Raw genomic sequence first — 24,519 nt, 5'->3', positions numbered from 1 at the left:
TAGTAGCCGTAGGTGAAACCTATGGTAAACGAATCAAAAAGACACGGAACCCGATAGGGTTCAACAAAACACAATGGGAACATACAGACAAATATTCTATCAGATTATTTTTGGCACCAAACATAGAGAAGAGACAATTAATGAAAAGAATGAATCTCAGCTTTACAAATACATCTGGGGAATTATAGAAAACAAACAATGTAAATTATATAGAATTAATGGAATGCCAGACCACATTCATATTTTCTGCGACCTGCATCCAAGTTTGAGCCTCAGCAGTTTGGTAAAAGACATTAAAATTGCTACCAATTTATGGATGAAACAATCGGGATCATTTCCTGAGTTTGTAGGTTGGCAGGAAGGCTATGGTGCGTTTACGTATTCTATCAGAGAAAAGGATATGATTATTAATCATATTAAGAATCAAAAAGAACATCACAAGAATGAAACCTTCGAAGATGAATATAAGAAATTATTAATTGAACACGGAATTGAATTTGATGAAAAATATTTGTTTTGATAATTCAACCCGTTCCACGGGTTGTTCAAATTGATTATTTATTCCATAGGTTGCACCTACGGCTACTCACATTGAACCCTTCGGGTTCGCCAAATTAGAAGAAAAAATGAAAAAAATATTAATAGCAGACGACGAACACAAAATCCTGATGTCCCTGGAATACAGCTTCCGGAAGCAGGACTACGAAGTCTTCATTGCGAGAGACGGAACCGAAGTTTTGGAACTACTGAAAACCATAACGCCTGATGTTATTCTACTAGATGTCATGATGCCGAATCTCGATGGCTACAGCACACTGAACGAGATCAAAACCATGGAACATCTCAACCGGACCAAGGTCATTTTCCTGAGTGCGAAAACCAATCCGAAAGATATCGAAAAAGGTCTGGAATTGGGAGCTGACGCTTATGTGACGAAGCCTTATTCTATTAAGAAACTGATCCAGCAGATTGAGGAAATGCTTGAGCAGAACAAGAGAAAACATTAAAGAAACAAGATTTATAAGAATTAAAAATATATACAATGAAAAACTATCACATTCAGAATTTACAGGATTATTTTAAAGAGTATAAGAAATCGATTAAGAATCCGAAGAAATTTTGGGATAAGATTGCGGATGAGAATTTTGTTTGGTACCAGCGGTGGTCCAAAGTAGTGGATTATGACATGAGCGAAGCCAACATCAAGTGGTTCAAAAATGCCAAGCTTAACATTACCAAAAACTGTCTAGACAGACATCTTTCCGTGCGTGGCGACAAAACCGCCATCATCTGGGAACCTAATGACCCGAACGAAGAAGCGCAACACATCAGCTTCAATGAGCTGTATGAAAGAGTGAATAAAACAGCTAACGTCCTGAGAGACTTAGGCGTTGAGAAAGGTGACCGTGTCTGCATCTACCTTCCTATGATTCCGGAATTGGCGGTGACGATGCTGGCTTGCGCTAAGCTGGGCGCTGTACATTCGGTGATATTTGCAGGATTTTCGGCTTCGGCGGTTTCTTCCCGGGTTAATGACTGTGGGGCGAAAGTCGTGATCACATCGGACGGAAGTTACCGGGGCAACAAGGTTTTGGATTTGAAAAGTATCATCGATGAAGCCTTGGAAAAAACACCAACTGTGGAGAAAGTCCTGGTCGTAAAAAGAACCCACAACGAGGTGAAGATGAAAGAAGGCAGAGATTTTTGGCTGTCCGAATTTTATGACAAAGCATCTCCCGATTTTGTGACGGTGATTATGGATGCGGAAGATCCGCTGTTCATTCTTTACACGTCCGGATCTACCGGCAAGCCGAAAGGAATGCTCCACACTTGCGCCGGCTATATGGTTTACACGGCTTACACGTTCAAGAATGTGTTTAATTATAAAGAGAATGACATCTATTGGTGCACGGCAGATATCGGGTGGATCACCGGGCATTCGTATATTTTGTATGGCCCGTTACTGAATGGGGCTACCACTGTTATCTTCGAAGGGGTGCCGACTTATCCGGACGCAGGAAGGTTCTGGGAAGTGATCGAGAAACATAAAGTGACACAGTTTTACACCGCTCCAACGGCAATTCGTTCATTAGCCAAAGAAAATATCGAATGGGTTCAGAAATATAATCTGGAATCTCTGAAAGTCATTGGTTCGGTTGGAGAACCTATTAATGACGAGGCCTGGCATTGGTACAATGATAATGTGGGTCATAAGAAATGTCCTGTCGTCGATACCTGGTGGCAAACCGAGACGGGCGGGATCCTGATCTCCCCTATCCCATTTGTGACACCCACCAAACCAACTTACGCCACGCTTCCTTTACCCGGAATACAGCCAGTGCTGATGGATGACAAGCGGAACGAAATCTCCGGCAATCAGGTGACAGGAAATCTCTGCATCCGTTTCCCATGGCCCGGGATTGCAAGAACGATCTGGGGTGACCACCAGCGGTATAAGGAGACCTACTTCTCGGCGTTCCCGGGGAAATATTTCACAGGCGACGGGGCTTTGAGAGACGAGGTGGGCTATTACAGGATCACCGGGCGTGTGGATGATGTGATCATTGTTTCCGGGCATAATCTGGGAACTGCACCCATCGAAGACAGCATCAACGAGCATCCTGCGGTGGCAGAATCTGCGATTGTCGGATATCCTCACGATATCAAGGGAAGCGCTCTGTACGGTTTCGTGATCCTGAAGGAATCCGGGGAAAGCAGACAGAAAGATAACCTTGCAAAGGAAATCAACCAGCTGATCTCTGAGCAGATCGGGCCGATTGCCAAGCTGGATAAGATCCAGTTTGTATCCGGGTTGCCGAAGACGCGCTCCGGGAAGATCATGCGGAGGATCCTGAGAAAGATTGCGGAGGGTGACTTCAGTAATTTTGGTGATACCTCTACTTTGCTGAATCCCGAAATCGTCGATGAGATCAAAGACGGAAGAGTTTAAAGCAGATGTCAGATTCCAGATAAGACTTTAGACCTTAATTTTTTATAGCAAAGGCCATCCTATTACGGGTGGCTTTTGTCATTTGGTACAGCCTGCACCAAATGCCGTACCTGCGTATTTCCTATCCTCTTTTCGTGATATTATGTTAAATTAAGTAAATAATCAGCTGATTATCAGACAATTTTGTACATTTGAATAAACTAAATCTACTAACCAATTGAAAACAAAGAAATGAACAGACTTTTACCCGCTTTATCTCTTTTCATATTTTCTTTCAGCTATTCTCAGGATTGGAAATATATTTTTGAAAGCAACACCGATATCTTTTACTACAAGCCCGATACAGAAAATACGGCGTGGATAAAAATGATATCCGGCAAAACGGAATACTACCCGAAAACGTCTACCGGTCTGAAGATTATTGACGGCTATATACTGACCCTGTGGCGATTTGACTGTGAAAACAGAAAAGCAGGCCTGGTACAGTGGAAGCTCTACACCAAAGAAGACAGCATCCTGGCCAGCTTATCACATAATCAATACCTGTCAGAAATGGCATACGCCATCCCGGAATTTGTAGCGGAAGGATTTTTGGGCGTGTTCTGTAATAATGACTACAAATAGTCTGGTGGAATGTCAGCCAGCTCCTGTGATACAGAGTATGATTATCAAATAAAACAGATAGAAAAAGCCATCCTGTTTTGGATGGCTTTTGTCATTTTGTCTTGTTATTTTTATGGGGCATTTCCGTGAGGTCGCCGTGAGGTTCCCGTGAGCTCCGGGTATTTTTTATTGTTATAAGGTTTGGGACTTCTCTGTCATATTGTCAGGGTTATCAGTTGCTGTAACTGTAATTTTATCTCCCGACAAATCTGCGTTATCTGCTGTAGCTGTATAGATCCATTCTGCACCGTTGTCTACTGCAGAGCCTTCTTCTACAAGGCTTCCGTCTGCGTTTTCAATGGTTACGGTTACTGCTTTCACTTCGAAATCATCAAGTGCTACGATTTTGATAACATCTCCAATTCTTCCGTTGTAAGCTGACATATCTATAGAATCTATATCAGGCGCGTTCAGCAAATCTGCTACCGCTACATTGTGACCAGTGATGCCCTTTGAACGGTCTGCTTTTGCTTCGTAAAGTTCTTTGGTATCGGGATCGTTCATTACCACTTTTGCATAGAGGATTGCTCTTTGAAACTTACGCTTGTGATCTTTCTGTTTTTGGGAGTCTTCTCCTGTTTTGTCTTTTGGTGCTCTTGACACAATGGTTTTGCCATTTCTCTGGCTGAAGACGATCAGGTCTCCTACTTTGCCGCTAAGGCCGTGCGTGATGATGTTGTTTTTACTTTCCGCCATTTTGTTTTTTTTTAGGGGATTAATAATAATTTCGAGTTTCTAAATTATATAAATTTTTAATACAAAAACGATTTTATATTAATTTATTTTATAAAAATATATTATGTTAAATTGATTTGATGTATATTTTTAATATTATGTTAAATTGGTTTATTTTTATATTACAGTATCAAAACTATTTTGTAAGTTTGGAAAACTAATAACTTATTGAAAACTAAGATGAAAAACATTCTACTACCTACCTCCTATTTTTTTGACTTAAAAAATGTTATGATGTTTTTGTAGCATCATTTGTTATTGGAAATAATTCTTAAAAATTGGAATATATTCAAAATGCGCGCTTCGAAACATAGACTATTAAACACATAAAATAGTGATCTACAAAATATTAAACGATTAATATAAAAATATCACAAGTGCTAACTTTCGCATATTTTAGAGTTAGCAAAAATTATTAACAAATTAAACTATTAACTATGACACACAAATGTTTTATTTCTTTTAAGACTCAAGATCATGAATACAAAAAATATATACACGACGAACTTAAAGTTGATATGATTGATAAATCTTTACATGAACCAATTGATTCAGATGATGAAGATTATATTATGCGAAAAATAAGAGAAAACTATCTATCAGATTCAACTGTTACAATATTTTTAATAGGTTCTAAGTCTGCAGAAAATTCTTGGTTTGAAAATCAAAATTTTATAAAAAGAGAACTTCAAGCATCACTTTATAACGGAGTTTGGAACACTAAAAACGGAATTTTAGGTGTTGTGTTGCCTTCTATGACTTCTCAAATTTATCAAGGATCACGAACATGTAACCATTGTGGAGGCTCACATAATATTGTAAAAATTAATGATGACACAGTGATAAAAGAATTTTCATATAATTATTATATACCAAATGACAAATGTGCATGGAGTTTTAATGATAGATATTGTGTTTTAACAACTTGGGAAGATTTTTGTAAAAATCCGAACCTTCATATAGACTTAGCATTTGATAAAAGAACAAGTGCTATATCTTTGAAAACTAAAGTAAGACCATAAATATGTTAGAAAAAAACTTTCCAAATTATTTTATTGCTGGCGATAGAGCTTCGCTTCGTGCACAATCTACTTACATCAATTTTGTAAGATGGGACTTGATTTTAATGGTTTTTGCTTCTGCATTATCAATTTATAATTATGAAACTGAAGCCTCCAAATTATATATATATGCTATATCTGGTTTAATATTATTAACAGCAACAATTTTATCCTTAGTAATAAAAAATAAGAAATATGAAGATGTATGGTACAGAGGAAGAGCTTTAGCAGAATCATGTAAAACATTAACTTGGAGATATATTACATGTTCTGAATATTTTGAAAATACATTAGCAAAACAAGAAGTTGAACGAAAATTTATTGATAGAATAAAAGAAATAAATTCAGAATTCAACGATTTATCAAGTATTTTAAATGCAAAGCATTTAGCTTTACCGATTATAACAGACGAGATGAATAGAATAAGAAATCTATCTTTACAAGAAAGAAAAGACTTCTATTTAGAAAATCGAATTAATAATCAGATAACTTGGTATTCTAATAAAGCAGAAAGCAACAAAAACTTATACGAAAAGTGGTTTTGGGCAGTAATAATTTCTCAAATTTTAGCTATCATTTCTATTGTATTTTTAATAAAATATCCAATGTCTAATTTTAATCTTGTTGGTTTATTTACTACATTTTCTGCAAGTTGTTTTAGTTGGTTACAATTAAAAAAATATCAAGAAAATAAAGAGGCTTATACAACGGCAACATCGGAACTTAATATGATTAAACAGGAATTAAATAATACGAATAATGAATTAGAATTTTCAAAATTTGTGTTGGATTCTGAGAATGCTATGTCCAGAGAACATACTATGTGGATTGCTCAAAAAAGAAAATAAATGTTTCTAACATGGTATTCCCAAAAGCCTTGCTAAGCGGCTTCCATTTAAGTTTGGAGCAAAGTTCAATAAAATAATCCTATTGAACTTTTTTGTTAAGAATATCCGTCTTCGGCAAGCCAAAAACTTTATTGCCAATGGCAGGATGAGACTGTAATCGATAAAAACCCTAAAGGATGATACCACCAAAAATGCAAGCATTATTTGATTTTTTAGATTTTTTAGATGTAAACAAAAAGGAATACATTGAAAAATATATTCCGCTCTGCAATGAAGTTAGCCAACTTGACAAAGAAAGATGCAAACTAAAACCAAATGAAAACTACAAAGACAAACAAAAATATGAGTGCATTGACAAGGAGATAAAGGAAAAATTTGAACCTATCAATGAAAATATATACATCCCAATTACGTATAAATTACGAGAATTAGGAATTTGGTCTGGGGACAATGTTTATACAAGTATTTGGAATAACAATGTTTCAGAAATTGAAGATTTCAAAAGAAATTTTACCCCAGAAGACTTAGAAGAAGTATTCCATTACAAACAAAAATATCTGCGCTTTAGAACTGAAACGAATAACGATTTTCTTTGCCTGTCATTTGTATTTTCTAACTTAGATGAAATATATAAAGTTCTTTTTGATTTCTTCAAAGATACGCCGGAAAATGAATTTGAAAGTTTTGAAACTAAGACAATTGAAGTTGGAGATTTTGGTGAAATTGTAAAAAACTTAACAGACAACATTGGAAAAAATGTAAAGTATTCAATTCCTACCGAAAAAATTTTGGGTAAAAAACAAGCAACGCGGACAACAGAAAGAATAGAGGCAAAAAATCATTTTAATGTTTTTAATATGGGAGATAAAATTGAAGTGGGTAATATTTCTAATAATAAAGGACAAATTACCTTAGGCAAAGACAATAAAACGGAAGTAAATAGCAATGATGAAATTGCAAAAAAATCATTTCGTTGGCAAAAGCGAGACACAATCATAACGACTGTTATAGGAATTATAGGATTGCTAATAGCTTACTTATCAATGAAAAACTGACTTTAGTAAAATTAGATAGTACACGAATGGAATAGCCATAGCCCACAACAGACATTTGGCACAATGGCGAGTAAATTATTTAATTGAACATTCTAACTCTCATTGACTTTGTGGTGTGTTGACGGTTTATTGCTCCGAAATCTGCTCGAACACAAAGCCCAAAAAGTTTACAAAATGAACCGCAACCAAAAGAAATTTGAAGAAATTAAAAACTTTCTAATCGGGAAATTAGGAGATAGATTAGAATATTCAAAAGATGGCGATGGAACGGAATTTTTAAACATTAAAGATTCAAACTTTTGGATTTCAAATACTTCTGGAGAATTTGTCGTCGGTTATGGTTTTAATCATACGCATTTCAGTGAGGATTATAATAATCTGGACAGCGGGATATTTCAAGCCTTTGATTTGTTAACTAATAGAATTAAAACAACCAATTTTATTAAAGGAAATACAATATTTAAGACTACGGTTGAAATAGAATATGAAAATTCTAAATCTGTAAATATTGGAACTTCAAGTTTAATATTTTATCCTTTCTGGAAAAAAACACAAATTGAAACTCTTTTTGATGAAAACATATTAGACAAGAATGACATTGAAAATGAAGTCAATGCAATTTTGGATTGGAAAAATTAAAACAGGATACAAAACCGCTTCCAAAAAAGCGGTTTTATTATTGATGAATAAATCATTTAATCGCTGAAAACTCACAGCCCGGTTTTCTCCAGCCATTCCTCATAGGACAAGACGCTCAGCTCAGGTCTGCCTTCGCCATGCAGCACGGCGATGAACTCCAGCTGGTTACCATCGGGATCATTGAAGTAAATGGCGAGAGCAGGCATCCAGGCAAAAACCATTGGTTTGTCCAGACCGTTTTTGAGAAAGTTGTAAGGCTTCAGATTCTTGTTTTTCAGGAAATCGGCAGCACGGTTCAGAATATCTTCTTTGTCCGCCGTGAAAGCGAAATGGCGGGTCTGCAGGTTTTCTTTCTGCTCCCACAGGCCAAGCATCGCCCCTTTGTCTTTGCCAATCCACAGAAAAACAATCGGGCGGGTTTCGTCCCGGTGTGCCAGTTCCAAGCCTAAAACCTGCGTGTAAAATTCGACAGCATTTTCCAAATTACTGACCTGGATGTGGGTCTCGTATAGTCCTGTGATCATTGTCCTGATTTTAACAGGAACAAAGCTACCCATCCTTTATCAGAAATGACAGATTCTGCGATTCCTAATTTTAAATGGTATGATAGAAAGATTATATCTCTCACCTGTCTGTTACCCCGGAAGTGGACAGCTTTAAATTAAAAGAATGAAACTATTTTTCTTTTATAAAAATATAAAACCAGTATTTTAGCGAATTCAAAAAAGAAAGATGAACCCTGTAAGCTTTATAAAAGACCACCTCAGTATATCAGAAAAGAGCATCAGCGCTACATTACGCCTCCTCTCCGAGGACTGCACCGTGCCCTTCATCGCCCGTTACCGGAAAGATGCGACCGGCAATCTGGACGAAATCCAGATCGAACAGGTAGCAAAACTGGGCAAGCAGTTCGAAGACATCACAAAGCGGAAAGAGAGCATCCTGAAATCCATCGAGGAGCAACATGCCCTGACGCCCGAGCTGAAACAAAAAATAGAGCAAAGCTATGATCTTCAGGAGCTGGAAGACCTTTACCTGCCTTACAAAAAACGAAAGAAAACCAAGGCCGATGCAGCTAGAGAAAAGGGTTTGGAACCCCTGGCAAAGATCATTATGAGCCAGCGTTCCGATGATATTGAGCTCCTGGCTTCAAAATATATCAGCCAGGATGTTGCCGATGAGGAGGAAGCCCTGAAGGGTGCAAGGGACATCATCGCAGAATGGATCAACGAAAACATGTACGTCCGCAAGAGCCTGAGACGCCTGTTCCAGAGAAAAGCCATGATCTCTTCCAAAGTTGTGAAAGCGAAGAAGGAAGACGAGGCGGCACAAAAATTCTCCCAGTATTTTGAATGGGAAGAAACACTCAGCCGCACGCCCTCTCACCGGCTGTTGGCCATGCTCCGCGCAGAGAACGAAGGCTTTGTGAAAACATCTGTGGATGTTGATAAAAATGAAGCATTCGACCTGATCGCAAATGCGGTTATCAAGAGCAACAATTCAGCTACCCAACAGATTGAACTTGCTATAGCGGACTCCTATAAACGGCTACTGGAACCTGCATTGTCCAATGAAGCACTGCAGGAAGCGAAAGAGAAAGCGGACCTCAAAGCCATAGAAGTTTTTGCTGAAAACCTCCAGCAGCTGCTTCTTGCCTCGCCTTTGGGAGAAAAGAGGATCCTTGCCATTGATCCCGGCTACAGATCGGGCTGCAAGGTGGTCTGCTTGGATGAGAAAGGCGACCTGCTCTACAACGAAAACATCTATCCACACGCTCCACAGAATGAAACAGGAATGGCAATGAAAAAAATCCGCTCGATGGTGAACGCCTACAACATAGAAGCCATCTCCATCGGCAACGGAACTGCAAGCCGTGAAACCGAATTCTTCATCAAGAAGATAGCATTTGACAAACCGATTCAGGTTTTTATAGTTTCGGAAGCGGGCGCTTCTGTTTACTCTGCCAGTAAAATCGCAAGAGACGAGTTCCCGAGTTATGATGTGACCGTACGTGGCGCGGTTTCTATAGGGAGACGCCTGTCCGATCCATTGGCGGAACTGGTAAAAATAGATCCCAAATCTATTGGTGTCGGGCAATACCAGCATGATGTGGACCAGACCAGGCTGAAGGAAGAACTGGACAATACAGTCATCCGTTCCGTGAACTCTGTTGGCATCAATCTGAATACGGCAAGTAAATCTTTGCTAAGCTATGTTTCCGGTATCGGTGAAAAGATGGCGGAAAACATTGTGAACTATCGTGCAGAAAATGGTGCTTTCACCGAAAGAAAAGAACTCAAAAAAGTCCCAAGACTGGGTGAGAAAGTCTATCAGCAGGCGGCGGCTTTTGTAAGAATCAAAAATGCCAAGAATCCGCTGGATAATTCGGCGGTGCATCCGGAAGCTTATAAGACCGTAGAGAAAATGGCGAAAGATTTAGGTTTGAAAACGGAAGCATTAATCTCGAACAAAGAAAAAATCGCATCAATCAATCCGGAAAAATACATTACTGACGATATCGGAATCCTTGGTATCAGAGACATCCTGAAAGAGTTGGAAAAACCGGGATTAGACCCAAGAAAAGCAGCCAAAGTCTTTGAATTTGACCCGAATGTAAAATCCATCAAGGATGTAAGGTCGGGAATGATCCTTCCCGGTATTGTGAACAACATCACAGCTTTCGGATGTTTCGTAGATCTAGGCATCAAAGAAAGTGGTCTGGTGCATATCTCGCAGCTGAAAGACGGCTTTGTCTCTGATGTGAATGAGGTGGTGAAGCTACATCAGCATGTCCAGGTGAAAGTGACGGAAGTAGATGAGGCGAGGAAAAGAATACAGCTGAGTATGATACTGTAAATAAAAAAGCGACATAACTGTCGCTTTTTTTATCGATAAACTAAGAATCAGAAGCTCGCATTTCTTACTTCTTATTTCGTACCACTTAATAATCCTTACTGCTTCTTTTCGGATCTTTCACTTCAGGCCATTTGACAGCGTTGCCTTTGTCATCATTCGGCATCAGGCGTTTTTCTCTGCTTACAAATTCCGGATCTTCAGACGCCATATATACCAAAGTGGCGGTCAGAATCACATTATTTTTCAGTTCATCAAAAACAATCTTGTCGTATGTATCTTTTGTCGTGTGCCAGGTGTAACCGAAATAACCCCAGTTCAGCGAGCTCAAAGAGAACCCCGGAACGCCAGCTGCTACGAAAGAAGCATGGTCAGAACCGCCACCGCCAGGTATTCCCGGGAAAGTGGATTTGATCTGGTCTTTCACTTTTTTAGGTGCTGCATCCAGCCATCTTCCGATGTAGGCATACGAATCTTTGAAACCCTGTCCGCTGATATCCACCACTCTGCCCGTTCCGTTGTCCTGATTGAAAACTGCCTGGACGCCTTTAATGATTTCCGGATTGTCTGCAACGAAGCTTCTGGAACCGTTAAGGCCTTGCTCCTCGCTTCCCCAAAGTCCTATTATGATGGTTCTTTTTGGGTTAAGATAATATTTTTTCAGGATTCTCATTGTTTCCAGCATGGTCAGCGTTCCCGTTCCATTATCAGTCGCACCTTGTGCGCCGTCCCACGAATCGAGGTGTGCGGAGAGAATCACATATTCGTCAGGTTTTTCTGAACCTTTTATCATCCCGATGGTGTTGAAGGATTTGGCTTCCGGAAGGAATTTGGATTGTGCATCTACTTTGATTCTCGGTTTCAAACCTTTTTCCGCCATTCGGTACAACATTCCGTAATCTTCCAAATCGATATCGAACATCGGAATCGATTTTGTTTTGGCGCCGAAAATTCGATTGGTACTATGGATTCCTGTCCAGTTGGAAATGGCAATGCCTGCAGCTCCAGATTTTTCTAAAGCCTCGGGTAAGGTGGTATTATCGTAGCCAATATTCTTGATATAATCTGCGAAATCTTTTCTCGCCTGTTCTTTTTCAGCTTTCAGCTTTTCATATAATTCCGGTGTTGCAAATTCTTTGATTTGCTCATCAGAACGTCCGATTTTCTGATATTGCGCCATTAAAACAATTTTGCCTTTTACGGATGGTAACCATTTATCAAATTCGGCTTTGGAAGACACTTTTGGGAGAATGACCACTTCTGCTTCTACCGCTTTTTTGGTAGCCGGACTCCAAGCCAGTTGTGTTGCGGATAGGGTTTTGGTTCTTGGATAAACCATGTCTATGTGCGTTGTTCCACGCTGCCATCCTTTCCACGTTCCGAATTGCTGAAGATTCGCATCAATTCCCCAGGATTTCAGTTTGTCGGCGGTGTAATTGTTGGCAGCAAACATTTCAGGTGTCCCGACCAATCTCGGTCCGATGCCGTCCAACAGTTCGAAAGCCATATCTTCCAGTTGAGAATTATTGTTGGCTTCATTCACAAAATTCTGAACGATGGGATTGAGCTTTTCTTCAGGTTTGGATTGTGCATTGACTAAAGTAATTTGAGCAGCAAAGAAAACTGCAGACATTGTTAAAAATGAGTTTCTCTTCATATCTTTTATTTGATTCCGATAAAGATAAAGATTATGAATCATTGTTGCCCAATAAAAACGTATAAAACAGATTAACGATTTCAATGTTTATTGGATAAAACGGCAGGTCGCTCCTACGGAGCTTGTTATTTGAGCTTCATATTTTTTCTATTAACAGTAAATCCCGATGGGATTAATTACAGTTCGATTCGAAGTGATTTGTTAATAGAAGATAATAGTTTTATAAAAGCTCCAGAGGAGCAGAACTGTTAATAGCTAAGAATTGTTATAAAAATTAAAGCTCCGGAGGAGCGACCTGTTAAAAATCTCGCTGATGTGGCTGATTTTCCGGATTTAATATGAAATAAAAATGTCATTCTATAAAAAACCAAACGATGTTTAGATTCCTATGGAATGACAAATATTATATTTGAAGACTAATCTTCTTTTATGGCGAAGCTGCAGCCCGACTTGAGCGGAAATCCTTTTTTGCGTGTACTTCAAGTTCTATTGAAACTGAAATCGTCCTGCAAAAAAGATTGAGAGCGGAAGGCGGATTAAGCTGCCCAAATTATTATTCTAAGGATTGGTCGAGAAAATAGAGGCGTTGGCAATCATTGCCCTGCGGTTCATTTTCAGAATATCTCTCACCCATTCTGCGAAATCTTCCGGCTGGAGAACTTTGTCCGGGTTACCGTCCGTCAAACCGCCGTTGATGCTCATATCAGAAGCAATGGTACTTGGCGTTAATGTTATCACCCGAATATTCTGTTTTCTCCATTCTGCCATCATTGATTGCGAAAGGGAAATTACCGCTGCTTTGGAAGCTGCATAAGCCGACATATTGGGACCGCCTTTCAGTCCCGCTGTGGAAGCGACATTAATAACATCGCCCTGACCTTTTTCTTTCAAAAACGGATAAACGGCTTTGGCGGTGTAGTAAACGCCGAAAAGATTGGTCTTGATGACTTGTTCCCAAACGTCAGAAGCCATTTCTTCGATACTTCCGAAGTCACCAATTCCGGCATTATTAACCAGAATGTCGATTCCGCCTAATTCATTCGCCAAAGATTCGATTCCGGCTTTTACTTCCAATTCGTTATCGACGCTGAAGACTGCGTAAGCTACTTTGACACCGGTTTGTCTCAGTTCATTTGCAGTTATTTTAAGATAATTTTCGTTTCTTCCTGTGATTCCAATATTAACGCCTTCGTTTGCTAAAGCCAATGCTACAGCCTTTCCAAGACCTCTACCTCCTCCTGTGATAATAGCATTTTTACCTTTTAAATTCATAATCTGTTTCATTAAATTTCGAAGTGCAAATTTACCAAACGATTGTTTAACAATAGAATAATATATTATGATTTAACACAAGTTTATCATTGAGAAATTCGATTAGATTTAATTGCGTCTGGCTTTATTCCATTCCTATTGATATTATTTCAATTGGTCAGGAATGTTTGTCGTAATAAATTTAATGCCTTGATTTTTGAGATCTTCATATACTTTGGCATCATTCACAGTCCAAGTATTGGTTATTAATCCTAAAGAATTAGCTTCCGAAATCCAGGTAGGATTTTTTTCGAAAACACTGTAGTGATAATCCAAGCCGTTCAGGCCTTCGGCTTTGATTTGTTGAGGCGAAAGATTGCCTTCCAAATATTGGACTTTTGCAGCAGGATTTTGTTTCTTGATTTCTTTGCAAATATTAAGACTGAACGATATATAATCGCTTTGATTGTCGAGACCAAGTTCCTTGACCGTTTTCAGAACTTTGGTAACGATTTGGTTTTCGCGTTCCTTGGATTTAGTCGGTTTGATTTCTATAATGAGGCGGACTTCTTTGTCTTTTTTGCCCTGTTTCAGATAATCTCTCAAGGTTGGTAATTCTTCACCGTTGGATAATTTCAGTTTTTTCAGATCAGAAAAATTGGATTCAGAGATTTCCATTGTTCCATGATGTTCATCGTGATTGATAACCAACTTTCCATCCTTTGTCATATGAACATCAAATTCGGAACCGTAAACTTTCAGTTTCTGCGCATTTTCTAAAGCTTTGATAGAGTTTTCAGACGTTTTTGGCTGTGTATTCCAAAAGCCGCGGTGAGCTATGATTTGGGTTTGAGCGTTAATTAACATAATCGTGGTGAGGGATAAAATGCAAAATACTTTTTTCATTTTTTAATATTGAATAAATTTGAACACAAAGTCCGCAAAGATTTTTTATATTATTTAAACTCTTTTAAAGTTCACAAAGGCGTAAAACTTAGCAAAGCTGAAAGAAGTTCATACTATGTGACTAAGTGGTTTTATTTTTATGAAGAACCAAATTACTCATTTTATTTTTAGCCGTTCTCCTTGTTTTGGTTATTTTTGCTTTAAATAACTTTCAAATGTCCGAAACCATTCAGCAAAAGATAGAATCCCTGAGAGAAGAACTTCATCAGCATAATTACAATTATTATGTGCTTGACAGCAATACGATTTCTGATTTTGAGTTCGATGAAAAACTGAAAGAACTTCAGGAGCTGGAAACAGCTCATCCTGAATTTTTTGATGCCAACTCTCCTACTTTGCGTGTTGGCGGCGGCATTACAAAAAACTTTCCAACCGTTCAGCATCAGTTTAGAATGTATTCTCTTGATAATTCTTATGATTTTGATGATCTTGAGGACTGGGAAAAACGAATCATCAAAACCATTGATGAATCTGTAGAATTTGTGGCTGAACTGAAATATGACGGAGCTTCGATTTCCATTCTTTATGAAAACGGAAAATTATCGCAGGCTGTAACGCGTGGAGATGGTTTCCAAGGTGATGAAATCACTAATAATGTCAGAACAATTTCCGATATCCCTTTGACTTTAAAAGGTGATTTCCCTGACCGTTTTTTTATCCGGGGCGAAATTTACCTAACCAGGAAAAACTTCGATAAAATAAATAAGTCCCGTGAAGAAGAAGGTTTGGATTTGTTTATGAATCCGAGAAACACCGCCAGCGGAAGTTTGAAAATGCAGGATTCCGGAGAAGTGAGAAAACGTGGACTTTCAGCAGTTTTGTATCAATATATTTCGGATGAATTTCCAGCAGACACACATTGGGACATCTTGGCAAAAGCCAAAAACTGGGGTTTCCGGGTTTCGGAAGACCAGGCGAAATTGTGCAAATCTTTGGATGAAGTGAAAGAATTCATCACATTCTGGGATTCGGAAAGACATAAACTACCTTTTGAAATTGACGGCATTGTTTTGAAAGTTAATTCGTTGAAACAACAAAGACAGTTAGGTTTTACCGCCAAATCGCCACGTTGGGCAATGGCTTATAAATTCAAGGCTGAAAAGGTGGAAACTGAACTTCTAAGTGTCTCTTACCAAGTTGGTAGAACTGGTGCCATAACACCTGTTGCAAATCTGAAACCAGTTCTGTTAGCCGGAACTACGGTAAAACGGGCATCACTTCACAATGAAGACATCATCAAAAAACTGGATTTGCACGACCATGATTTTGTGTATGTAGAAAAAGGCGGCGAGATCATCCCGAAAATTGTTGGCGTAAACACGGAGAAAAGAACGCTTCTGCAAACGCCAATAGAATACATCAGAAATTGCCCGGAATGTGGCACCGAACTGGTAAAAATTGAAGACCAGGCGATTCATTTTTGTCCGAACGATTTGCATTGTCCACCACAGGTTGTAGGCAGAATGATCCATTATGTTTCCAGAAAAGCTTTGAATATTGAAAATCTTGGCGGAGAAACGATTGAACAACTTTATAGAGAAAAATTGATTGAAAACCCTGCTGATTTTTACACCCTGACAAAAGAACAACTTCTTCCACTTGAGAGAATGGCGGAAAAATCAGCTCAGAATATTCTGGATGGCATTGAAAAATCTAAAGAAGTTCCGTTTGAAAAAGTACTATTCGGAATCGGAATCAAACACGTTGGTGAAACGGTTGCTAAGAAACTGGTCAAGAATTTCCCTACGATTGATGAACTGAAAAATGCGACTCTGGAAGAACTTTGTCAGGTTGAAGATATCGGAATGAAAATAGCAGTCAGTATCGCAGACTTTTTTCAGAATTCTGAAAATATCCTGATGATTGAGCGTTTGAAATCTTACGGCGTTCAGCTGGAAAAAGGCGAAAATACAAATGAAGTTCTGTCTAATGTTTTGGAAGGTAAAACGTTCCTGTTTACAGGGAAACTCTCTCTTTTTACAAGAGAACAGGCAGAAGAAATGGTGGAAAAGCATAACGGAAAAAATATTTCTGCAGTTTCAAAAAACCTCAACTATTTAGTTGTTGGTGAAAAAGCGGGAAGCAAACTGAAAAAAGCGCAGGACATCGGAACGATTACAATTCTGGATGAGCAGCAGTTTTTAGATTTGATTGGATAAAACTGCAAGCTATTAAACCACAAAAGTCACAAAAGGATAATTAAGTCTTTTGTGACTTTTGTGGTTATCACAATTAATTCTTCTTCAACCAATCTAATCTCCGCTGGTCCGGAAGATGCTTGACAGAGAAGTTTTCAAACGTCGCTTTGAAACCATTTCCATCCGGACTTGCGCCCATAAAACCGACCTGAACAGGCGTGTTATCCTGAAAATTAGCATTGCGCATCAAAACATAATCTTTATCATCGAATGAATAGAAAATCTCTACTGCGTCCAATCTTCTTACAGCCTTGATCCAGACAAATGGTGGCGTTTTCTCCAGAACGATGACGCTCCAATCACTGGTTTTGTGCGTAACTACAGTGCTGAGATTAAACTTACCATCCACAAATTCAACGCCGGCTTTAATGTAATTCTGCTCATCGATTCTCAGCATTATTCCAGTCTGGTCAAACCGTGCTTTGTAATCACCTGTGATTTTGACTTTGGCTTCGAACTCTCCGCCGTAAGTATTGTAATAAAATGGTGCATCATCTACTGTGAAACCGTAATGTGATATTCTCCAGTAATCGCTCTGCGGTGTGACAGTCATTGTGAGTTTTTTGTCTTTGATTTCCCATTGTGAAGGTTCATTAAACCAGGTCATTTTTTCTAAAGATTGTGCTTTTATTCCTTTAAAAGCCGACAAAATTATAAAAGACGTAAATATTATATTTTTCATTTTGTTGATTTAAATATTAAAAAATAAACTCTCGTTGATTTATCAGATTGTGCTGATTTTTTCCAATCTGCAAAATCAGTACAATCTGCGAGAACAAAACTAAATTTCTTTAATAACCTTACAAGGATTTCCAACAGCCAGAACATTGGCAGGAATATCTTTTACAACAACGCTTCCTGCGCCAATGACTGCATTATCTCCAATGGATACTCCTGGCAGAATCGTGCAGCCGGCGCCGATCCAAACGTTATTACCAACGGTTATTGGCTTTGCATATTCAAGACCTTTGTTTCTTGTTTCCGCATCCAGTGGATGTCCGGCTGTGTAGAATCCGCAGTTTGGAGCAATGAAAACATTGTCTCCAAAAGTTACTTTGGCACAATCGAGAATCACGACATTAACATTGGTGTAGAAGTTTTCACCAATTTCTATGTTGTAACCATAATCACAGTAGAAAGGCTGCTCTATCAGAAACATCTTCCCTGTTTTGCCAAAAAGCGTTTTGATAACACCTTTTCGTTCTTTCATTCTGGTTGGCTGAATCTGATTGTACCGAAAGCACATATCCTTACTTCGCTGTCTTTCCTCTACCAGCGCTGCATTATTCGCATCATACAATTCGCCGGAGAGCATTTTCTCTTTTTCGTTCAGATTATTCATTGTACTTTTACATTATGACAAAACAAAAATAATGGCTTTGCCATGCATTATCAATACTGATTAATAACCATTTTGAATGAAAGATATCCAATATGATCTTGGCAATACTTTACTAAAACAGGATTTCCTTTCAGAAACTGAAAGCGAACAACTCCAGCTTGACCAATGCAAAAAAATGGCTATCAATTTCGCAATGTTGGAAAACGGAATCGCAATCCTTAGTGATTTTAAAAATAATAAAAGCTACATCTACTCCGGCAACATCGCTCAGCAACTCCATATTTTTAAAAATCAGAATGCTCTGGAAATCGAAAGTATTTGGGAAGAAGAACTTTTTGAAATTCTGAATCCAGATGATGTTTTAAAAAAACATATTCTGGAACTTCAGTTCTTTCAGTTTATTAAAACTATAGATTCGGAAAAAAGAAAAGATTATTCTATTTTAAGTAAACTTCGTATTCAAGAAAGTGAAAAATGTCTGCTCCACAGAATGTTTTATTTTTCAGAGACCAAATATCAAAATATAGAACTGGCGTTATGTCTTTATCAATTTGATTTTTTCCCATCAACGGATTATACCGGAATGATTATTAATACTGCTAATGGAACAGTTATTCACAAGTCCGAGGTTGAGAATTCTGATTTCTTATCGGTACGGGAAAAAGAGATTCTGAAAATGATTCAGCAAGGAAAACGAAGTAAGGAGATTGCAGATATACTTTTCATCAGCATCAATACTGTGAACAGGCACCGACAAAATATTCTGGAAAAGATGCGGGTTTCTAATACTACGGAAGCCTGTACTCTGGCTTCGAAACTGAATTGGATTTGAATGAGTAGTAGGATTTGCTCGTTTGAGAGTCTGAAGGTTGAGATATTTTTAGAAAAGCTATTATTATTCGGTTGTAAAAAGGCACATTATCAGAATAGTTATTGATTGCCAGTCATTTCTTTGAGATTCTCGTCCTTCATCTTAGCCTCGATTTTCTCTACTTTCAGGCTTTGTCTCAGGTAGCCGAACAGGCTCATATACGAGTTGGCAATCCACACCAATGAAAAAAAGGTAAGCAAATATCCACGCCATCCATCATATAAAAGCTGGAAATTTGTTATAATCAAAAAGATGATGCTGATATAATGACTGAAGCAATATTCGCAAGTAAAAAGGTAAAAGAATTTTCTTTTTGCGACAGATTGCGTATTTCCACATATTTTCTGACAATATTCTCTCGGCTCACGAAATATTTCTTCGTGTGTGACCGTCCAGGCAATACACGCCACCGGAACGGCAATGAGAAATAAATGAATTATCTGGGATAATAATGGCATCATAACTTTGATATTTTGAATGGATTAATAATTCAACTACCATTAAAATCAGTGCCAAAAAAAAACTCAGAACTAATAAAGATTCTGAGTTTTTAACAAACAACTAAAAAATAAATATTAATGAACCGCACTCAGGTCGATCTTCTCGCCTTTGCCTTTTCTTTCCCTTACAAACAATACGAACGGTATACAAACGAGGAAGATAATCCCCAGATAAAGGAAAACATCCATATAAGAAAGTACTGTGGCTTGTTTGGTTACTGAAAAATCCAGCATTTTGTACGCCGACTGCAATGCCACATCCGGCGACATTCCTTTTGCCATAAAACTACCTTTCAGTGCGGTAACACGCTGTTGTACATCTAAATCATTAACATCCAGATGCGATACCAGATTACTCCTGTAAAGCTGTGTCCTGTTGGCAATGAATGTTGTAATTGCTGCAATTCCAAACGAACCGCCCAGCTGACGCATCATCCCGGTAAAGGCTGCACCCTGACCGATCTCCGGTCCTTTCAGTGTACTTAATGACAGAGATGTGATCGGGATGAATAACAGTCCGAGTCCCATTCCTCTGACGATGAGCATCCAGAAGAAAGCATCTTTCCCGGTATCCGGTGTCAGAATTTTGTATCCCCAGAAACTGTAGATGAAGAATATCAATAATCCCAAAGCTACCAGGATCTGCTGTTTCGCCCCTTTGGTCAGTAACTTTCCGATGATCGGCATCATAAACGCCGTAGTAAGTGCAGCCGGAATCATCAGTGCTCCGGATTGCAGCGCTGTCCAGCCAAGAATACTCTGGGTATAAAGCGGAACGATAAACGTGGATCCATACAACCCGAATCCTAAAACAAAGGACATCACCGTTCCGATCCTCAGGTTTCCGTTTTTGAGAACCCTGAGTTCAACAATCGGATATTTGAAAGTCAGTTCGCGCCAGATAAACAGGATAAAGCCAACAGCTGCCGTAATGGTGAGAAAGATAATTGCTTTACTCTCGAACCAGTCATCTTCGTGTCCCCTTTCCAAAATATATTGCAATGAACCAACGAATGCTGCCAACAATGCGATCCCCAGCCAATCGACATCTGAAGCCGAACGCTTTTCCGAATACCTGGGACTTTTTACAAACTGAAGGGTTAATAAAGTGGCGATAATTCCCAAAGGGATATTGATATAAAAGATATAAGGCCAGCTGTAATTATCTACAATATAACCTCCCAGAGGTGGCCCCAGTGTCGGGCCGATAATTACCCCCAGACCGTATATAGCCTGTGCCATACTTCTCTTCTCGACAGGATAAGATTCTGTAATAATCGTCTGCGAAGTTACCAGAAGCGCTCCACCACCAATCCCCTGGCATAGTCTGAAAAACACCAGTTCCCAGATGTTGGTCGCATTCCCGCACAGAAATGAGAAAATGGTGAATATAATGACGGATGCCGCAAAGTAATTTCTACGCCCGAACTGCTGGGAGAGCCAGCTGGTCATCGGAACGATAATCACATTCCCGATCGCATAAGCTGTAATCACCCAGCCCACCTCGGACAGCGTGGCACCTAAGTTTCCTTTCATCTCGTTTAGTGCCACATTCACAATCGTGGAGTCCACAATTTCCAAAAGTGCACAAACGATAGCAGTAATGGTAATAATTACCCTACGAAAGCCATATTCTACTAATGAATCGTCTTGCATAATTTGTTAGTTAGAAGTCAGAGGTCGGATGTCAGAAGTTAATTACTCTTATTTTCCTCTTCCAGCTTCCTTATTTTTATTTTAATGAAACGACGGTTTGAACATTCATCCCGACACGAAGTTTTTTCATAATATCCGGATTAAGGTTGTCAAAAGTGATTTTTACCGGAAGTCTCTGCACCACTTTTACGAAGTTCCCACTCGCATTATCCGGAGGAAGTAAGGCAAAAGCAGAACCTGTAGCCGGAGAAAATGAAGCAATTGTTCCCCGGAATTTCTGGTCAGGATAAGCATCAATTTCTATTTCAACTTTCTGGCCTTCCACCATTTTCTCAACCTGAGTTTCTTTATAATTGGCTACCACCCATTTCTGGTTGCTCATCACCAAACTGAAAAGCTGTGAACCAGCCTGAATAAACTGTCCTACCTGAACAGGAATTTTGGAAACATAGCCACTTTCCTTAGCTGTTATAACTGTGTAAGAAAGATTCAGTTTTGCATTTTCTACATCCACTTGTCTTTGTTTTAGCTGAGAATTGGCGATGCCGACATTCTGATAAGTTGCATTAGACTGTGAGGTTACAACAACAGTCTGGACATTGGCCTGGTTTTTCTGGTCAATCAAAACCTGAAGTTGTTTCTGAGCAGTTTGATAAGCTGCAGAAGCCTGCTCATACTGTTGCTGTGTGATCGTGTGATCCTTTACCAGTTCCGAATATCTTTTCATATCCTGCTCCGTTCTCCAGACATTGACTTTTGCCGCTTCTATCTGGGCATTTGCAGTCTGGACTGCCGCTTTGGAATTATTGATTCCGGAAGCTGCCGCAACAGAACCTGCCTGAGCTGATGAAACGTTGCTCTGAGCTGTTGCCAAAGCTGCTTCTGCCTGAGCTAAAGCCATTTTCTGATCTCTGTTATCAAGGACGATCAGCGTATCTCCTTTTTTGACAAACTGATTATCTTTCACTTTAACCACTGCGACATAACCTGCTATTTTAGAAATCACGGGACTTACATCAGCTGCGATCTGTGCATCGTCAGTTTCCTCATGAGCCTGGCTGTACTGATATTCTCTCACTCCGAAGAATGCCGCCGCTAAAACTACAACTGTAACTACTCCGTAGAATACAGGGCTTTTTTTCTTTTTCACAGGAACTTCTCCCTGTTCGAATTTTATATTGTCTTTTGCCATTATTTTAATTTAAATATTAATTGTTAGTTGTTGATGATTCCTGTTGTCTGCAATAATTTTTTGTGAGCCAGAGCCGCATCCGCTTTGGAGGTAACGACATTTACATTTGCCGTGATCTTAGCTGTATCTGCATCCAGCAGATTGGTGATTGTTTCCAAACCGTTATTATATTTATTAAGTGTGATTCTGTAATTTTCTTCTGCCTGTTCCAAAGCTCTCTGATACACTTCAATTTTTTTATGGGCGTACAGATCATTCTGATAATCACGTTTCACTTCTAGTGTAATATTGTCATTCAATAGCTCATTACTTGCTGCAAGTTCCTGCTCTTTGGCTTTGGATTGCATCAGGCTGGAATTTTTTTTCCAGATATTCGACAGGTTGTAAGAGATCCCGACACCTACATTCACTGCATTGGTAATCGTTAAAAGTTTTGGAATATCTGCAGCAACATAACCACCGTTGAAAGCTAGTGAAGGAAGATTTTCTGCCTTTGCAGATTTAGTTCCCAGCGCTGCTGCTTTTCTCTGATAATCCATAGCCCGCAGATCTTTTCTGCTTTCCTTGGCCAGATTCAGGTAATACTCATCAGGTTTTCCGAGGTCGTCATCACCTATATAGCTGGGATCTACTTCTATTTCTGTGTTGTCAGGAAGTCCCAGCAGCAGATCCATATTGATGTTGGCAATACTGTAATTGTTCTCTGCTTCCATCAACTGCAATTCGATATTTGAAGTCTGAAGCTGCGCTTTCAATCTGTCATTCCTTGCGATCACGCCATTATTTTCCAATTTGATAAAAGACTGATCTCTTTTCTGTGATGATGCCAGATTTTCTTTCAGCAATTTCACCACTTCATTGGCTTTGAAAAGATTGTTATATGCCTGAGAAATGTTGTATGCAATTGCATTCCTGTCATTTTCCGAAGTTAGTTTGGAAGCTTCTACAAGATATTCTGCCGATTTGATTCCGTACTTGATTCTTCCGCCAGAGTAGATTGGGACAGATAGATTTGCTGAACCATAAAGGACATTGCTCACTTTTGGTCCGCCACCTCCCATTCCAGGGATTTTCAGATTGACATTCGGTTCAAGCGGCAGATACAAATAACTACCGGAAACCGTCAACTCAGGTAATTGCCTGTTTTTGGCTTCCAAAAGATTGGCCGTTGATTCTTCTATTTTAGCTTGATCTATCTTAAGATTCTTGCTGTTTTCGATTCCTAATTTTACAGCTTCTTCCAGGCTTAGCACTCGTTTTTCCTGTGCGGAAACCGAATAGTAAACCATTATAAAAAATGCTGCTGTTAAAAATTTATTCACTTTAGTAATTGTTATTATAGTTGTGTGAGATTATTGTTCCTGATAACCTACCAAGGCTCTGATAATGGATTTCACATGGTTTGCTGCTTCCTGAAAATATTGGCTCTCATATTGTTTTTCATTAAAACCAGGATTATTTTTTTTCAGATATTCCTTATACATTTTGATCCCGTGCATGGCATTGAAAATAGTCCCGGAAATGGTACATTGCAAAAGATGATAAGACGGTCTTTTTGTAAAAACACCTTTCTCAAGACCCTGTTCTATAATCTTCTGATGGATTTCTATATAATTGATTTTTGACTCTCTGAGAAAATTCTGGATATTTTTATTCTGGCTGATGACTTGCTGGGTATGGATGAGCAGATAAAAGTCCCTCAGCTTCTGAACACGGTTAACGAAATTATCTACGAAAGCCTCAACTTTCTGGATTTCATTCAACTCATTATTTTCAAGAATATTTTTGGCAAAATTGAGCCCTTCTTCCATCCTCCATCTGAAGAGTTCTTCCATGAGATTTTCCTTCGAGCCGAAATAATAAGAGATCATAGAAACATTGACTTTCGCTTTCGTGGCAATATCTCTCACAGAAGTACCATTATAACCATTGGCAGCGAACAGCTTCTCCGCTACAATCATGATATGTTCTTCTTTTGTTGGCATAATTGATTTTTTGACGAGGCAAATTTAAATCAAAAACACATTCAATCAAACATTTGTTTGATTAATTTTTTATTAAGAAATTATTGAGTTTTTCTAT

23 protein-coding genes are annotated in these 24,519 nt (G+C 38.8%); 11 read left to right on the top strand and 12 right to left on the bottom strand.

What is annotated here, in order from left to right:
* Positions 1-73 precede the first annotated feature (73 nt).
* The 4 genes from tnpA (at position 74) to BUA97_RS12090 (ending at position 3,574) form a co-directional block, all read left to right on the top strand.
* On the top strand, positions 74-520 hold the full coding sequence (gene tnpA, locus BUA97_RS12105; protein WP_072998401.1) for an IS200/IS605 family transposase: 447 nt from the start codon (positions 74-76) through the stop codon (positions 518-520).
* A gap of 106 nt (positions 521-626) precedes the next feature.
* Complete coding sequence (locus BUA97_RS12100; RefSeq protein WP_072998399.1) at positions 627-1,007, top strand: response regulator transcription factor; 381 nt, start codon at positions 627-629, stop codon at positions 1,005-1,007.
* Positions 1,008-1,042: 35 nt separating this feature from the next.
* A complete protein-coding gene (gene acs, locus BUA97_RS12095; RefSeq protein ID WP_072998397.1) occupies positions 1,043-2,950 on the top strand; it encodes an acetate--CoA ligase in 1,908 nt (635 codons plus the stop codon).
* A gap of 231 nt (positions 2,951-3,181) precedes the next feature.
* Positions 3,182-3,574: a hypothetical protein gene (locus tag BUA97_RS12090; RefSeq protein ID WP_072998394.1), complete on the top strand. Its 393-nt coding sequence runs from the start codon at positions 3,182-3,184 to the stop codon at positions 3,572-3,574.
* A 171-nt stretch (positions 3,575-3,745) separates the two neighbouring features.
* Here BUA97_RS12090 and BUA97_RS12085 read toward each other — a convergent pair whose 3' ends face one another.
* On the bottom strand, positions 3,746-4,309 hold the full coding sequence (locus tag BUA97_RS12085; protein ID WP_072998392.1) for a hypothetical protein: 564 nt from the start codon (positions 4,307-4,309) through the stop codon (positions 3,746-3,748).
* 476 nt (positions 4,310-4,785) lie between these two features.
* On the opposite strand from BUA97_RS12085, the gene BUA97_RS12080 reads away from it, so the two are divergent.
* The 4 genes from BUA97_RS12080 (at position 4,786) to BUA97_RS12065 (ending at position 7,951) form a co-directional block, all read left to right on the top strand.
* On the top strand, positions 4,786-5,370 hold the full coding sequence (locus BUA97_RS12080; RefSeq protein WP_072998390.1) for a TIR domain-containing protein: 585 nt from the start codon (positions 4,786-4,788) through the stop codon (positions 5,368-5,370).
* Between the two features lie 2 nt (positions 5,371-5,372).
* A complete protein-coding gene (locus tag BUA97_RS12075) occupies positions 5,373-6,257 on the top strand; it encodes a DUF4231 domain-containing protein (protein ID WP_072998388.1) in 885 nt (294 codons plus the stop codon).
* Between the two features lie 176 nt (positions 6,258-6,433).
* Positions 6,434-7,312 carry a hypothetical protein gene (locus BUA97_RS12070; protein WP_072998386.1) on the top strand — a complete coding sequence of 293 codons (879 nt, stop codon included), beginning with the start codon at positions 6,434-6,436 and terminating at the stop codon, positions 7,310-7,312.
* 174 nt (positions 7,313-7,486) lie between these two features.
* Entirely contained in the window at positions 7,487-7,951 is a 465-nt protein-coding gene (locus BUA97_RS12065; protein ID WP_072998655.1) for a hypothetical protein, read from the top strand.
* 71 nt (positions 7,952-8,022) lie between these two features.
* On the opposite strand, the gene BUA97_RS12060 is transcribed toward BUA97_RS12065, so the two are convergent.
* Positions 8,023-8,508, bottom strand: coding sequence for a VOC family protein (locus BUA97_RS12060; RefSeq protein WP_245795895.1), 486 nt, complete (start codon positions 8,506-8,508; stop codon positions 8,023-8,025).
* A 175-nt stretch (positions 8,509-8,683) separates the two neighbouring features.
* Between BUA97_RS12060 and BUA97_RS12055 the strand changes: the two genes are divergently transcribed.
* Positions 8,684-10,807, top strand: coding sequence for a Tex family protein (locus BUA97_RS12055; RefSeq protein WP_072998384.1), 2,124 nt, complete (start codon positions 8,684-8,686; stop codon positions 10,805-10,807).
* An 85-nt stretch (positions 10,808-10,892) separates the two neighbouring features.
* Here the strand turns inward: BUA97_RS12055 and BUA97_RS12050 are convergent, their stop codons facing one another.
* The 3 genes from BUA97_RS12050 to BUA97_RS12040 all read right to left on the bottom strand — a co-directional run bounded on the left by BUA97_RS12050 (position 10,893) and on the right by BUA97_RS12040 (position 14,618).
* Complete coding sequence (locus BUA97_RS12050; RefSeq protein ID WP_072998651.1) at positions 10,893-12,461, bottom strand: M20/M25/M40 family metallo-hydrolase; 1,569 nt, start codon at positions 12,459-12,461, stop codon at positions 10,893-10,895.
* Between the two features lie 558 nt (positions 12,462-13,019).
* A complete protein-coding gene (locus BUA97_RS12045; protein WP_072998649.1) occupies positions 13,020-13,733 on the bottom strand; it encodes a 3-ketoacyl-ACP reductase in 714 nt (237 codons plus the stop codon).
* A 144-nt stretch (positions 13,734-13,877) separates the two neighbouring features.
* On the bottom strand, positions 13,878-14,618 hold the full coding sequence (locus tag BUA97_RS12040) for a glycerophosphodiester phosphodiesterase family protein (RefSeq protein ID WP_072998381.1): 741 nt from the start codon (positions 14,616-14,618) through the stop codon (positions 13,878-13,880).
* 215 nt (positions 14,619-14,833) lie between these two features.
* On the opposite strand from BUA97_RS12040, the gene ligA reads away from it, so the two are divergent.
* Positions 14,834-16,837 (top strand): NAD-dependent DNA ligase LigA, encoded by a 2,004-nt coding sequence (gene ligA / locus BUA97_RS12035; RefSeq protein WP_072998379.1) that lies wholly within the window; start codon positions 14,834-14,836, stop codon positions 16,835-16,837.
* Positions 16,838-16,910: 73 nt separating this feature from the next.
* Here ligA and BUA97_RS12030 read toward each other — a convergent pair whose 3' ends face one another.
* Complete coding sequence (locus BUA97_RS12030) at positions 16,911-17,558, bottom strand: DUF1349 domain-containing protein (RefSeq protein ID WP_072998377.1); 648 nt, start codon at positions 17,556-17,558, stop codon at positions 16,911-16,913.
* 99 nt (positions 17,559-17,657) lie between these two features.
* The gene (locus BUA97_RS12025; RefSeq protein WP_072998374.1) at positions 17,658-18,218 is read right to left on the bottom strand and encodes a sugar O-acetyltransferase; all 561 of its coding nucleotides are present in this window, start codon (positions 18,216-18,218) and stop codon (positions 17,658-17,660) included.
* Between the two features lie 76 nt (positions 18,219-18,294).
* On the opposite strand from BUA97_RS12025, the gene BUA97_RS12020 reads away from it, so the two are divergent.
* Complete coding sequence (locus BUA97_RS12020; protein ID WP_072998372.1) at positions 18,295-19,050, top strand: response regulator transcription factor; 756 nt, start codon at positions 18,295-18,297, stop codon at positions 19,048-19,050.
* A 98-nt stretch (positions 19,051-19,148) separates the two neighbouring features.
* On the opposite strand, the gene BUA97_RS12015 is transcribed toward BUA97_RS12020, so the two are convergent.
* The 5 genes from BUA97_RS12015 to BUA97_RS11995 form a co-directional block, all read right to left on the bottom strand.
* Positions 19,149-19,550, bottom strand: a complete 402-nt coding sequence (locus BUA97_RS12015) for a hypothetical protein (RefSeq protein ID WP_245795893.1) — start codon at positions 19,548-19,550, stop codon at positions 19,149-19,151.
* A 114-nt stretch (positions 19,551-19,664) separates the two neighbouring features.
* Positions 19,665-21,245 carry a DHA2 family efflux MFS transporter permease subunit gene (locus BUA97_RS12010; RefSeq protein ID WP_072998368.1) on the bottom strand — a complete coding sequence of 527 codons (1,581 nt, stop codon included), beginning with the start codon at positions 21,243-21,245 and terminating at the stop codon, positions 19,665-19,667.
* Between the two features lie 76 nt (positions 21,246-21,321).
* Entirely contained in the window at positions 21,322-22,437 is a 1,116-nt protein-coding gene (locus BUA97_RS12005; RefSeq protein ID WP_072998366.1) for an HlyD family secretion protein, read from the bottom strand.
* 23 nt (positions 22,438-22,460) lie between these two features.
* Entirely contained in the window at positions 22,461-23,759 is a 1,299-nt protein-coding gene (locus BUA97_RS12000) for a TolC family protein (protein ID WP_245795891.1), read from the bottom strand.
* Positions 23,760-23,789: 30 nt separating this feature from the next.
* Positions 23,790-24,422 carry a TetR family transcriptional regulator gene (locus BUA97_RS11995; protein ID WP_072998362.1) on the bottom strand — a complete coding sequence of 211 codons (633 nt, stop codon included), beginning with the start codon at positions 24,420-24,422 and terminating at the stop codon, positions 23,790-23,792.
* Positions 24,423-24,519: the final 97 nt, after the last annotated feature.

Source organism: Epilithonimonas mollis, assembly GCF_900142325.1.
In the GTDB taxonomy this organism is placed as follows: Bacteria; Bacteroidota; Bacteroidia; order Flavobacteriales; family Weeksellaceae; genus Epilithonimonas; species Epilithonimonas mollis.
Note: the sequence above shows the minus strand (reverse complement) of the source record. Positions and strands in the feature narration are given on the sequence as shown.

Coding starts and splice junctions, on each gene's coding strand:
- tnpA (WP_072998401.1), top strand. CDS start 74: ATGGGAACATACAGACAAATATTCTATCAGATTATTTTTGGCACCAAA.
- BUA97_RS12100 (WP_072998399.1), top strand. CDS start 627: ATGAAAAAAATATTAATAGCAGACGACGAACACAAAATCCTGATGTCC.
- acs (WP_072998397.1), top strand. CDS start 1,043: ATGAAAAACTATCACATTCAGAATTTACAGGATTATTTTAAAGAGTAT.
- BUA97_RS12090 (WP_072998394.1), top strand. CDS start 3,182: ATGAACAGACTTTTACCCGCTTTATCTCTTTTCATATTTTCTTTCAGC.
- BUA97_RS12085 (WP_072998392.1), bottom strand. CDS start 4,309: ATGGCGGAAAGTAAAAACAACATCATCACGCACGGCCTTAGCGGCAAA.
- BUA97_RS12080 (WP_072998390.1), top strand. CDS start 4,786: ATGACACACAAATGTTTTATTTCTTTTAAGACTCAAGATCATGAATAC.
- BUA97_RS12075 (WP_072998388.1), top strand. CDS start 5,373: ATGTTAGAAAAAAACTTTCCAAATTATTTTATTGCTGGCGATAGAGCT.
- BUA97_RS12070 (WP_072998386.1), top strand. CDS start 6,434: ATGATACCACCAAAAATGCAAGCATTATTTGATTTTTTAGATTTTTTA.
- BUA97_RS12065 (WP_072998655.1), top strand. CDS start 7,487: ATGAACCGCAACCAAAAGAAATTTGAAGAAATTAAAAACTTTCTAATC.
- BUA97_RS12060 (WP_245795895.1), bottom strand. CDS start 8,508: ATGGGTAGCTTTGTTCCTGTTAAAATCAGGACAATGATCACAGGACTA.
- BUA97_RS12055 (WP_072998384.1), top strand. CDS start 8,684: ATGAACCCTGTAAGCTTTATAAAAGACCACCTCAGTATATCAGAAAAG.
- BUA97_RS12050 (WP_072998651.1), bottom strand. CDS start 12,461: ATGAAGAGAAACTCATTTTTAACAATGTCTGCAGTTTTCTTTGCTGCT.
- BUA97_RS12045 (WP_072998649.1), bottom strand. CDS start 13,733: ATGAATTTAAAAGGTAAAAATGCTATTATCACAGGAGGAGGTAGAGGT.
- BUA97_RS12040 (WP_072998381.1), bottom strand. CDS start 14,618: ATGAAAAAAGTATTTTGCATTTTATCCCTCACCACGATTATGTTAATT.
- ligA (WP_072998379.1), top strand. CDS start 14,834: ATGTCCGAAACCATTCAGCAAAAGATAGAATCCCTGAGAGAAGAACTT.
- BUA97_RS12030 (WP_072998377.1), bottom strand. CDS start 17,558: ATGAAAAATATAATATTTACGTCTTTTATAATTTTGTCGGCTTTTAAA.
- BUA97_RS12025 (WP_072998374.1), bottom strand. CDS start 18,218: ATGAATAATCTGAACGAAAAAGAGAAAATGCTCTCCGGCGAATTGTAT.
- BUA97_RS12020 (WP_072998372.1), top strand. CDS start 18,295: ATGAAAGATATCCAATATGATCTTGGCAATACTTTACTAAAACAGGAT.
- BUA97_RS12015 (WP_245795893.1), bottom strand. CDS start 19,550: ATGATGCCATTATTATCCCAGATAATTCATTTATTTCTCATTGCCGTT.
- BUA97_RS12010 (WP_072998368.1), bottom strand. CDS start 21,245: ATGCAAGACGATTCATTAGTAGAATATGGCTTTCGTAGGGTAATTATT.
- BUA97_RS12005 (WP_072998366.1), bottom strand. CDS start 22,437: ATGGCAAAAGACAATATAAAATTCGAACAGGGAGAAGTTCCTGTGAAA.
- BUA97_RS11995 (WP_072998362.1), bottom strand. CDS start 24,422: ATGCCAACAAAAGAAGAACATATCATGATTGTAGCGGAGAAGCTGTTC.